The sequence below is a fragment of the Leucobacter chironomi DSM 19883 genome (assembly GCF_000421845.1).
Lineage (GTDB): Bacteria > Actinomycetota > Actinomycetes > Actinomycetales > Microbacteriaceae > Leucobacter > Leucobacter chironomi.
This window is the reverse complement of record NZ_ATXU01000006.1, coordinates 229,503-239,982: the sequence shown is the minus strand read 5'-3', so window position 1 is coordinate 239,982 and position 10,480 is coordinate 229,503. Positions and strand designations below refer to the sequence as shown.

At 69.5% G+C, this 10,480-nt stretch carries 11 protein-coding genes and 1 tRNA gene; 3 read left to right on the top strand and 9 right to left on the bottom strand.

What is annotated here, in order from left to right; genetic code table 11:
- Positions 1-309: 309 nt before the first annotated feature.
- Positions 310-681 carry an FKBP-type peptidyl-prolyl cis-trans isomerase gene (locus H629_RS0108760; RefSeq protein ID WP_029746776.1) on the bottom strand — a complete coding sequence of 124 codons (372 nt, stop codon included), beginning with the start codon at positions 679-681 and terminating at the stop codon, positions 310-312.
- Between the two features lie 189 nt (positions 682-870).
- Between H629_RS0108760 and H629_RS0108755 the strand changes: the two genes are divergently transcribed.
- A complete protein-coding gene (locus H629_RS0108755; protein WP_024356896.1) occupies positions 871-1,740 on the top strand; it encodes a fumarylacetoacetate hydrolase family protein in 870 nt (289 codons plus the stop codon).
- A gap of 66 nt (positions 1,741-1,806) precedes the next feature.
- Here H629_RS0108755 and H629_RS0108750 read toward each other — a convergent pair whose 3' ends face one another.
- The 7 genes from H629_RS0108750 to H629_RS15495 form a co-directional block, all read right to left on the bottom strand.
- On the bottom strand, positions 1,807-3,342 hold the full coding sequence (locus H629_RS0108750; protein WP_076623962.1) for an aspartate ammonia-lyase: 1,536 nt from the start codon (positions 3,340-3,342) through the stop codon (positions 1,807-1,809).
- A gap of 62 nt (positions 3,343-3,404) precedes the next feature.
- The gene (locus H629_RS0108740) at positions 3,405-4,907 is read right to left on the bottom strand and encodes an MFS transporter (protein WP_051137859.1); all 1,503 of its coding nucleotides are present in this window, start codon (positions 4,905-4,907) and stop codon (positions 3,405-3,407) included.
- A gap of 103 nt (positions 4,908-5,010) precedes the next feature.
- Complete coding sequence (locus tag H629_RS0108735; protein ID WP_024356893.1) at positions 5,011-5,886, bottom strand: M48 family metalloprotease; 876 nt, start codon at positions 5,884-5,886, stop codon at positions 5,011-5,013.
- A gap of 12 nt (positions 5,887-5,898) precedes the next feature.
- Positions 5,899-6,468, bottom strand: a complete 570-nt coding sequence (locus tag H629_RS0108730) for a LemA family protein (protein ID WP_024356892.1) — start codon at positions 6,466-6,468, stop codon at positions 5,899-5,901.
- 136 nt (positions 6,469-6,604) lie between these two features.
- Positions 6,605-7,957: a D-arabinono-1,4-lactone oxidase gene (locus H629_RS0108725; protein ID WP_024356891.1), complete on the bottom strand. Its 1,353-nt coding sequence runs from the start codon at positions 7,955-7,957 to the stop codon at positions 6,605-6,607.
- Complete coding sequence (locus H629_RS0108720) at positions 7,954-9,207, bottom strand: alanine racemase (protein ID WP_024356890.1); 1,254 nt, start codon at positions 9,205-9,207, stop codon at positions 7,954-7,956. The genes H629_RS0108725 and H629_RS0108720 overlap by 4 nt, the downstream gene beginning before the upstream one ends.
- Before the next feature lie 108 nt (positions 9,208-9,315).
- Positions 9,316-9,465, bottom strand: a complete 150-nt coding sequence (locus H629_RS15495; RefSeq protein ID WP_169447474.1) for a hypothetical protein — start codon at positions 9,463-9,465, stop codon at positions 9,316-9,318.
- Positions 9,466-9,522: 57 nt separating this feature from the next.
- Between H629_RS15495 and H629_RS0108710 the strand changes: the two genes are divergently transcribed.
- Positions 9,523-9,596 (top strand) — tRNA-Leu (locus tag H629_RS0108710).
- A gap of 183 nt (positions 9,597-9,779) precedes the next feature.
- Here the strand turns inward: H629_RS0108710 and H629_RS0108705 are convergent.
- Positions 9,780-10,166, bottom strand: coding sequence for a DUF1304 domain-containing protein (locus H629_RS0108705; protein ID WP_024356889.1), 387 nt, complete (start codon positions 10,164-10,166; stop codon positions 9,780-9,782).
- A 120-nt stretch (positions 10,167-10,286) separates the two neighbouring features.
- On the opposite strand from H629_RS0108705, the gene H629_RS15375 reads away from it, so the two are divergent.
- Positions 10,287-10,454, top strand: coding sequence for a hypothetical protein (locus H629_RS15375; protein ID WP_161608008.1), 168 nt, complete (start codon positions 10,287-10,289; stop codon positions 10,452-10,454).
- Positions 10,455-10,480: the final 26 nt, after the last annotated feature.

Sequence of the window (10,480 nt, the reverse complement as noted above, 5' to 3'; positions counted from 1 at the left end):
CCCTCTCCCCTCTCCCCTCACCCCCTGTCCCAGCCCCTGTCACCCTCCCGTCAAGGCGTGGATCGCAGCTCAGACTGAGGAATTCGGGAAAAAGCCCAGTTTGAACTGCGATCCCCGCCCCGAACTGCGGGGCAGAGCGGGGAGTGAGGGGGCAGGGGTGAGGGAGAGAGGGGGCAAGGGTGGGGTGAGGGGGCAAGGGTGGGGTGAGGGGGCAAGGGTGGGGTGAGGGGGCGAAAGGCGGGGTAATCGCGAAAGAGCCCGCCCGGAGAGATCCGGGCGGGCTCGCAGTCGGTGGACGGGTTCAGCGGATCAGCTGACGCCCAGAAGATCGATGACGAAGATGAGGGTCTTGCCCGACAGCGGGTGCCCGCCCGAGACGCCGTAGGCCTGCGCCGGGGGCACGACGAGCTTGCGGCGGCCGCCGACCTTCATGCCGGGGATGCCGACCTGCCAGCCCTGGATGAGGGCGCGCAGCGGGAAGTTGATCGACTCGCCACGGCTCCACGACGAGTCGAACTCCTCGCCCGAGTCGTACTCCACGCCGAGGTAGTGCACGTCGACGGTCGAGCTGGCGAGCGCCTCTTCGCCGGTGCCTTCGACGACATCGACGATCTGCAGCTCTGCGGGGGCGGGCCCGTCGGGGAACTCGATCTCCGGCTTGGTCATGGGTGATTCACTCATTCCTCTATTCTCTCCGATCGCGCAGGACGCCGCTCGCACGTTCGCTCTCGGGGAACCCAAGTGCTCACTGGCGGATCGCGGCGGCGCAACGCGATCCGCAGCAGTGCGCTCCCCACAAAGATCAGGCGCCGACACGTGAGAGAACCGAACGAAACACGGGCTCGACGGCATCTCGGCTACGCTGGAGACGTGAGATTCGCGCACTTGATCCTCTCCCCCGCCGGCACCCCCGAGCTCGTCGTCGTGCACGACGAACGCTTCGTCCCGGTTCAGCGCCTCGGCGCCGAGCACCCGACGCTGCAGCACCTCATCGAGGCCGGCCCCGACGAGCTGGATCGCCTGCGCAGCGCAGCCGTCGAGCTGCCCGACGACGCGTGGGCCCCGCTCGCCGACGCGGCCTTCGCGCCCGCCGCTATCGGAGCGCCCATCGTGCTGGCCGTCGGCCTCAACTACGACGAGCATGCCAGCGAGCTGAGCCTCGACAACGACTCGGGCCCCGTGCTCTTCTCGCTCTTCCCCAACTCGCTCGGCGCGCACGAGGGCGAGGTGCCGCTTCCGGCGCATATCAGCGAAGAGGTCGACTACGAGGGCGAGCTGGGTGTCGTGATCGGCCGCGCCGCCAAGAACGTCTCCCCCGAGGAGGCGCTCGACTACGTCTTCGGCTACACCGCGATCAACGACATCACGGCCCGCAACGTGCAGTTCCAGGAGCCGCAGTGGTCGCGCTGCAAGTCGTTCGACGGTTTCACCCCGATCGGCCCCGTCGTTGTGACCGCCGACCAGATCCCCGATCCGCAGGCGCTGCGCATCACCACCGACGTCGACGATCTGCGCGTGCAGGATTCGACGACCGAGTTCATGATCCGCACCGTCGCGCAGCTCATCTCCTCGATCTCGCAGTCGCTCACGCTGCTGCCCGGCACCGTCATCTCGACGGGCTCCCCCGGCGGCGCCGGCCGCTCGCGCAAGCCTCCGCTCTACCTGCGCCCCGGCACCGACGTCACGGTGACCATCGAGGGCATCGGCGCGCTGACCTCCCACTGCATCGCAGCCGAGTAGCAGCACCGCACGACGAAGGGCGGCGGATCACCCGATCCGCCGCCCGCCGTCGCGATATGCCGTGGCTTACTCGCCCTGGGGCTCGTCGACCTCGTCGGCGGCCTCGCCGTCCTCGGCCTTCTCGGGGGCGGCGCCGCCAACCGTGTCGATGACGCCGGTCTCGGGTGCGAGGCCCGCGAGCTTCTGCGGCTGCAGGATGTCGGCGAGCTGCGCCTCGTCGAGCAGGCCGCGGGAGACCACCAGCTCGGAGACCTTCTCGTTGGTCGCGAGCGCCTCCTTCGCGAGCTTCGCAGCCTCGGCGTATCCGATCACCGGCGCGAGCGCGGTGATGACGGTCACCGAGCGCGACACGGTGTCGGCGAGGCGCTCCTCGTTCGCGGTGATGCCGTCGACGCAGTTGACGCGCAGCGTCTGGCAGGCGCGCTCGAGCCACGTGATCGACTGGAAGAGCGAGTGCGCGATGATCGGCTCGAAGGCGTTGAGCTGCAGCTGGCCGGCCTCGACCGCCATCGAGACCGTGACGTCGGCGCCTGCGACCGAGTAGGCGACCTGCGAGACCGCCTCGGGGATCACGGGGTTCACCTTGCCGGGCATGATCGACGATCCCGCCTGGCGCGCCGGCAGGTTGATCTCGCCGAGACCAGCCTGGGGGCCCGAGGAGAGCAGGCGCAGGTCGTTCGAGATCTTCGAGAGCTTCAGCGCGCTGCGCTTGAGAGCGCCCGAGAAGGTGATGAAGACGCCGGTGTCGCTCGTGGACTCGACGAGGTCGCCCGCGGTCTCGAGCTCGAGGTCGGTGATCTCGCGCAGGTGGCGGATCACGGTCTCCTTGTAGCCCTTGGCCGCGTTGATACCGGTGCCGATCGCGGTCGCTCCCATGTTGACCTCGCGCAGCAGCGTGACGGCCTCGGTGAGGCGCTCGATGTCTTCGCGCAGGGTCACGGCGAAGGCGTTGAACTCCTGGCCGAGGGTCATCGGGACGGCGTCCTGCAGCTGGGTGCGGCCGACCTTGATGATGTGCGAGAACTCGCGGCCCTTCGCGGCGAAGGAGTCGGCGAGCAGCGCCAGCTCGTCGAGCAGGCTCGTGAGCGAGAACGCGAGCGCGATCTTGATCGCGGTCGGGTAGGTGTCGTTGGTCGACTGGCTGCGGTTCGTGTGATCGTTGGGGTTGATGAAGGCGTAGTCGCCCTTCTGGTGCCCCGCCAGCTCGAGCGCGCGGTTGGTGATGACCTCGTTCGCGTTCATGTTGGTCGAGGTGCCCGCGCCGCCCTGCACCACGCCGACCACGAACTGGTCGTGCAGCATGCCGGTCTTGATCTCTTCGCAGGCGCGATCGATGAGGGTGGCGCGCTGCTCGTCGAGTGCGCCGATCTCGAGGTTGGCCCGAGCCGCGGCCTGCTTCACGCAGGCGAAGGCGCGGATGAAGTCGGGGTACACCGAGATGGGTCGCCGCGCGATGGGGAAGTTCTCGTGAGCGCGAGCCGTGTGCACCCCCCAGTACGCTGAAGCCGGAATCTCGACGCTGCCGAGCGAATCCGTTTCGGTGCGGGTTTGTGCTGACAAGAAGTCACTCACCGGTATCAAATCTCCATGGTCAGAGAACATGCGGTCGAAGCCGCGGGGTCGACTCATAGCCTACCCGCGAATCGGCGGATATCCGCGGCCGCTCACGGCCGAGCCGCAGGATCTTCATCCTCTCGCCCCGCCTCGGGGCCACCGCGGTCGTCACGGGAGCCGGGCGCCGGTTCGGAGTCGGGTGCGGGATCCGGATCGGGCAGCGCCACGATCCCCGTCGCCGGGCCCGCCGCCGAGCCGTCCTGCGGCGCAGACTCCCCCGCACCGATCAGCTCCTCCTCGCGGCGCAGCACCGAGAGAGGGGCCGTGAGGGTCTCCGTCTGCCGCGCTGGATCGTCACCGAGCCCCGGGCGCCCGGCGTGCGTCACCCGCAGCCGCAGGCCGCCGTCGCGGTGGAAGCGCAGTCGACGCTCGGTGAACAGCCAGGCCACGCCGATCCCGAACGCTGCGAAGCCCGCGGCCGCGCTGATGAGCAGGGTGGATCGCGGGCCGAGCGCATCGGCGACGGCGCCCACCAGCGGAGCCCCGATCGGCGTGCCGCCCATGAGGATCGCCATGTAGAGCGCGAGCACGCGGCCGCGCACGGCGGGCGCCGCCGTGGTCTGCACGAAGCCGTTGGCCGTCGTGAGCATCGTCGAGATCGCGAGGCCGAAGAACACGAGCGTGGCCGCGAAGGTCCAGAACGTCGGCATGATCGCCGCGACCAGGCTCACCACCCCGATACCGCCGACCGCGAGGATCACGACACGCATCCGCGCGGCCGGGCGGCGCGCGGCGAGCAGCGCCCCCGACAGCGAGCCGATCGCGAGGATCGAGGAGAGCAGCCCGTAGTCGCCCGCGCCCCGGCCGAACTCGACCGCCATCGTCGAGGAGATCACCGGGAAGTTCATGCTGAAGGCTCCCACGAGGAACACCATCAGGAAGATCACGAGCAGGTCGTGCCTGGCCCGCACATAGCGGAACCCGGCCGAGAGCTGGCGCCACTGGGACTCGCGCGATCCGCGCTCCTCTCGCTCCGGACGCGAGTCGATGAGCAGCAGCGCCCCCAGCACCGCGACGAACGACGCCGAGTTGATGAGGAACACCCAGCCGGATCCGACCACCGCGATCAGCACGCCCGCCACCGCCGGGCCCACCAGGCGCGCCGAGTTGAACGAGGCCGAGTTGAGGGCCACCGCATTCGACAGCTGCGTCGGCCCCACGAGGTCCGAGACGAACGCCTGCCGCGAGGTCGTGTCGAAGGCGTTCACCACTCCGAGCGCGAGTGCGAAGCCGTAGAGGTGCCACAGCTGCGCCTGCCCGGTGATGAGCAGCAGGCCGAGCGCCGCCGCGAGCAGCATCAGCAGCGACTGCGTGACGAGCAGCACCCGCCGACGGTCGAAGCGATCCGCCACCGCGCCGCTGAACGGCACGAGCAGCAGCTGCGGCCCGAACTGCAGCGCCATCGTCACGCCGACCGCCGCGGCGTTCGTGTCGGTGAGCTCGGTCAGCACCACCCAGTTCTGCGTGGTCGCCTGCATCCACGCGCCCACGTTCGACACGAGCGCTCCCGTGAACCAGATGCGGTAGTTGCGCACCGACAGGGAGCGGAACATGTTCGACACGACTGGGGCGACCTCCTGGGCTCGGTGCCCTCTACCCTACGCCTCTCCTCGGTTGCCGAGGCAAGGGCTTGACGCGGTCGCTCCCGCGGCACCGCTAGAACTTGCCGCCCATGTCGAGCAGGCGGCGGATACGATCCGGGATCGGCGGGTGGGTCGCGAAGAGGCGGTTCATGAGCCCCGGCTTCAACGGATCCGCGATCCACAGGTGCGCCATGCTCGACTGCTGCTTCTGCAGCGGGCGACCGTATTCGGAGAGCTTGTGGAGAGCGCTCGCGAGCGCCTCCGGGTGGCGCGTGGTGAGCGCGCCAGTGGCATCGGCGAGGTACTCGCGCTGCCTCGACACCGCGAGCTGCACGACGGACGCGATCAGGGGCGCCACGAGCATCGCGACGAGACCGAAGATCAGCATCACCGGGTTGCCGTTGTTGTTGTTTCCGCGCGCGAAGAAGGCCATCCGCATGAACATGTCGGCGAGCATGCCGATCGCCACGACGAGGCCGTACACGATCATCGAGACGCGGATGTCGTAGTTGCGCACGTGCCCGAGCTCGTGCGCCATGACGCCCTCGAGCTCGGAGTCGGTCATGATGTCCAGCAGGCCGGTGGTTGCGGCCACCATCGCGTTCTCCGGGTTGCGCCCTGTCGCGAAGGCGTTGGGGGCCGGGTCGTGCACGATGTAGACCTCGGGCATCGGCGTGCCGGTGGTGATGGAGAGGTTCTCGACGATCCGGTACAGGCGAGGGTTGTCGGCCTCGGTGATGCGCTGCGCGCCGCTCATCGAGATGGCCTGCCGGCCCGCCGCGAAGTACTGGAACAGCGCGTACCCGCCGGCGAACACCACGACGGTGATGACGATGCCCGGCGAGTTGTAGATGTACGCCGCCAGCCAGCCGAGCGCGCCGATGATGACGACGAACAGCAGGATGATGAGGACGCTGTTGACCTTGTTGCGGCGAATCGCGCTGTACACGGACCGCCCCGGTCAGAACTGGATGCGCGGCGGCTCGGAGATCGAGGCGACGTCTTCGACCTCGAAGAACTCGCGCTCGGTGAAGCCCATACCGCGTGCGAAGAGCGTGTTGGGGAACACCTGGATCTTCGTGTTGTACTCGCGCACGCCGCCGTTGTAGAAGCGGCGCGAGGCCTGGATCTTGTTCTCGGTGTCGACCAGCTCGCTCTGGAGCTGCAGGAAGTTCTGGCTGGCCTGCAGCTGCGGGTAGGCCTCGGCCACCGCGAAGATGCTCTTCAGCGCCTGCTGCATGTGATTCTCGGCGGCGGATGCCTCAGCCGGCCCCTGAGCCGAGATCGTCTCGGCGCGGGCCTTGGTGACGTCCTCGAAGACGCCCTTCTCGTGCGCGGCGTAGCCCTTCACCGTCTCGACGAGCGAGGGGATCAGGTCGGCTCGGCGCTTCAGCTGCACCGTGATGTCGCTCCATGCCTCGTCGACGCGCACACGCAGCGTAACGAGAGAGTTGTATGTGATCCAGACGTAGCCGATCAGCAGCACGAGCACGCCAGCTGCGATGAGCAGGGCAATCAATCCACCAGACATGTGTGCATCTTATGCCACGAAGGCCATGAATGCGCTGAGCATGCGGGGCGCTCGCGCCGGCGATCGGCAGCGGCCTGTCGCCGGACGCGGCCGGCGACAGACTCCTCCCCCGTATTCACCCGAGGGCCGGGTGGGATCAGCGTCCCAGCACGCGCTCCAGATGCGGGTTCGCGAAGACGCGGTCGGGATCGAGGCGGTCGCGGACCGCCGCGAACTCGTCGAAGGCCGGGTAGCGCTCGCGCAGGGTCTCGGCCGACTGAGTGTGCATCTTGCCCCAGTGGGGGCGGCCGCCGTGCGCCGTCAGGATCGCCTCGGCGTCGCGGAAGTAGCCGCGATCCTGATCCTTCCAGTAGCGGTGCACTGCGATGTAGCCCGTGTCGCGCCCGCTCGCCGTCGAGAGCATCAGCTCGTCTGCGGCCGCCGAACGCACCTCGACCGGGAACGACACCCGGTACCGTCGCCGCCCGATCATCGCGCGCAGTTCGCGCACCGCGTCGGGCACCGCTTCGAGCGGCAGCCCGAACTCCATCTCGTGGAAGCGGACACGGCGGTGGGTGACGTAGACGCGGTGCGACTCGTCGCTGTACACGCGGCGGCTCGACAGCGTCTCGATGACCCGGTTGATGCGCGGGATGGCGGAGGGCAGCACGCTGCCGATCGCGGTGCACGCGCCGAAGGCGAAGTTGTTGGCGAGTTCCTCGTCGGCGAAGCGGGCGGCGCGGCTCAGAGGCGCTCGATCCGCGTCGAGCGGCAGCCGCGTGTTGGTCTTGGTGCGCGCGCCCCGGGTGTGCGGAAACCAGAAGAACTCGAAGTGATCCGACTGCCGCGTGCGCTCCACGAAGCCGTCGAGCACCTCGTCGAGCGGCATCGGCGCCTCCTCCGCGCGCAGCAGGTAGCGCGGCACGCACTGCAGCATCACCGTGACGAGCACTCCGAGAGCGCCGAGCCCGAGGGCGACGGCGGGCAGCAGCTCGGCGTGGTGATCCTCATCGATCACGAGGGTGTCGCCCGCGCCGGTCACGACGGTGGCGCCCACCACGCCCGTCGCGAGGCCGCCGAGTCGCACGCCCGTGCCGTGCGTTCCCGTCTGCGTCGCGCCCGTGATGGTCTGCCGGTCGACGTCGCCCATGTTGGGGAGGGCGAGGCCGAGCGGGCCCAGGATCGCGGGCAGCTCCCACAGGTGGGTGCCGCCCCAGAGGGTGACGCGGCCGCGGGCCGGGTCGGCGGAGACGAGGCCGCGCAGGCGGCTCATATCAATGCGGATCCCATCGGTGGCGCCGATGCCGGTGAAGCTGTGCGAGGCGCCGATCGGCTTGACGGTGCGGCCCGTTTCGCGGGCGCGCTGCACCGCGAGCTCGATCTGCGCGACGTCGCGCGGCACGATCTCGAGTTCGGGCCGGGAGCGCTCGGTGCGCGCCCAGTTGCTCCAGCTGGTGTTCCAACGGGCGTGCGGCCCCAGTTCCGGCTGCTCGTTCGTTCTCCCGCTCACAGGAAGCATCGTCCCTCTCCTCGATAGCTCGGGATCGGCGGCAGCGCCGTCCCGTCCGCGCGGACGGGCACGATGTCGGCCGTGCGCTCCAGCGGTTCGCCCGCCTTCGCGTGGCGCAGCCAGACCCGGTCCCCCACGCGCAACTCACGCGCGGCTGCACCTCGCACCGGGGTCTGCACCTCTCCCGCCCCCTCGCGCGGCTTGAAGCCGAGACCGGCCGGCCAGACCGGCAGCGGCAGGCGGTCGGCCGCCGCGGGGCCGGAGGCGATCCAGCCGCCGCCGAGCAGCGTCGCGAGGTCCGGCGACGGTTTGCGCACGACGTCGAGCGCGAAGGCCAGCGCCGGGGCCGGCGCGAAGGCGCGGTAGTGGTCGAAGAGGTGCGGCCCGTGCAGCCCGCTGCCCGCCGCGACCTCGGTCACCGCCGACTCCGCGACCGTGCGCTCGATCGACCCGGTGCCGCCGCCGTTCACGAACTCTAGCTCGGCGACCCCGCGCACCCCCGCGACCGCCGCGGCGCGGCGATCCGCCAGCTCCGCAGCGCTCGCCCGCTGCACCGCCCGCAGCAGGGCACCCTCAGCGCCCCGGCCGGCGGGGGCGTCGGCCACTCCCGCGATCTGCGCCTCGTAGGCCATCACTCCGACCAGGTCGAAGCCGGGCCGCCGCACCACCGTCTCGGCGAGCGTGCGCAACTGCTCAGGGGTGCGGATCGGCGAGCGTCGCACCCCCAGATGCCCGAGCGCGCGGGTGCGCCACGAGGCGTCGAGGTCGAGGCACACGCGGATCGGAGAGCGCTCCCCCGGCGGGATCGCGGCGTCGATCAGGTCGAGCTGATCCGCACTGTCGACCATCACGGTGACCCGGCCCGCCGCCCGCTCGTCGCGACCGAGCGTCGCGAGCGCCGCCCGGTCGGCCGTCGGGTAGCCGACCACCACGTCGTCGATGCTCGACGCGAGCCACAGCGCCTCGGCGAGCGTGTACGCCAGCACGCCCCGGAACCCCGGCAGCGCGAGCACCGCGTCGAGCACCGGGCGCGACCGCACCGACTTGCTGGCGACGCGGATCGGCAGGCCGCCGGCGCGCCGCAGCAGATCGTGGGCGTTGTGGCTGAGCGCTTCGACGCTCAGCGCGACGACCGGCGCCGGACGATCGCGCGTCGCCTCGTCCAGGGCGCTCCAGAAGCGATCCGCATCGTGCCAGAGGCGTCGCTCGGCCGCAGCGCGCACCTCCGCAGCGGCGAGATCGAGTGTCATGTATCGCAGTGTAGGGGGTGGCGGGCATCGACGGGAAGGGCTTGGTGGGCCCGGCACCCGAACGGGACTCGGTCTCAGCTGGGGTCGTGCTGCGGAACTGATGTGGCGTCAGTCGCCGCGCAGATCCCGGTCAAGCTCCGCCTGCCACACCGCCCGCTCCTGAGCCCGTCGTGCCCGCCACGCGCGGACGCGCAGAAACAGCGCAAGCAGAATCGTGACGACGATGACGATCACGAGCAGTGCCTTGCCGAAAACCATCGCCCCAGCCTACGCCGTGCGCGGGCCGAGGTGAGCGCATGGCAAGATTGTGGCGTTGCCCCCATAGCCCAACCGGCAGAGGCAGCCGACTTAAAATCGGCACAGTCTGGGTTCGAATCCCAGTGGGGGCACCGAATCGCCGCCGACTCCTCTGTCCCTGATTGGCGACGACGCTCACCACCTTAGGCGGCCCATCGATCGAGATCGCGGGGTTGACAGCACTGAGACAGCACGGCGCACTCCCTCAGGCCGCTGACAGCAGGACGAGCGGCGCGAGGCGTGCCGCTCTCCCTGCTGCGGGTATCGCTCCGCAGCTAGATGAGCAGTCCGATCGCGAGAGCGACAACCCCTAGGAGAGGGACCGTGCCCTGTTTGATCGCGGCGCCCCGCTTCTCAGGAGACGAGAGAAACAGGACGAGCGCCGCGGCGAGCATCGAACCGATCCCGGCGAACACCAGAGCAGATCCGGCAGCGTGCTGACCGATCGCGTAGAGCACCACACCGACGACAGCGACAATCGCGAGGAACAGGTTGTAGAACCCCTGATTGAAGGCCATCTCCCGGGTGGCGGCCGCCTCGGCCTCGCTGATCCCGAACACTGCGCGGGTTTTGCTGCTGGTCCAGGCGATGGACTCCATGTAGAAGATGTACACGTGGAGGAGCGCCGCAAGGCAGGCGAGGACGAGTCCAGCGGTGATCATGGCGGCAAGTCTAACCTTGGTCACCATCAGAACCCTGACGCGCGAAGATGACTACAGCACCTCACGGATGCCAGCGCACCCGGGCCGCGACGCCCTCCGACCACAGCTATAGTCGGGGGCATGAACACCAAAGAGCTCGATGGCGTCACCTACACTCTCACCCGCCGCGACGCGCCGGGCCCCGACCTGAGCGCGTGGTACTGGCTGGGGTCGGATGGCACGGTACTCGAACTCGATGAGGCCGAGCAGCGCGCGCTGCGCGCGAGCGACATCATCCTCGACGAGTAGCCCGCCCGTAGACGCACCCCTCCAAA

Excerpts from the sequence above, each read along its gene's own strand:
- H629_RS0108760 (WP_029746776.1), bottom strand. The coding sequence starts at position 681 with ATGAGTGAATCACCCATGACCAAGCCGGAGATCGAGTTCCCCGACGGG.
- H629_RS0108750 (WP_076623962.1), bottom strand. The coding sequence starts at position 3,342 with ATGTTCTCTGACCATGGAGATTTGATACCGGTGAGTGACTTCTTGTCA.
- H629_RS0108740 (WP_051137859.1), bottom strand. The coding sequence starts at position 4,907 with ATGTTCCGCTCCCTGTCGGTGCGCAACTACCGCATCTGGTTCACGGGA.
- H629_RS0108730 (WP_024356892.1), bottom strand. The coding sequence starts at position 6,468 with ATGTCTGGTGGATTGATTGCCCTGCTCATCGCAGCTGGCGTGCTCGTG.
- H629_RS0108720 (WP_024356890.1), bottom strand. The coding sequence starts at position 9,207 with ATGACACTCGATCTCGCCGCTGCGGAGGTGCGCGCTGCGGCCGAGCGA.
- H629_RS15495 (WP_169447474.1), bottom strand. The coding sequence starts at position 9,465 with ATGGTTTTCGGCAAGGCACTGCTCGTGATCGTCATCGTCGTCACGATT.
- H629_RS0108705 (WP_024356889.1), bottom strand. The coding sequence starts at position 10,166 with ATGATCACCGCTGGACTCGTCCTCGCCTGCCTTGCGGCGCTCCTCCAC.
- H629_RS15375 (WP_161608008.1), top strand. The coding sequence starts at position 10,287 with ATGAACACCAAAGAGCTCGATGGCGTCACCTACACTCTCACCCGCCGC.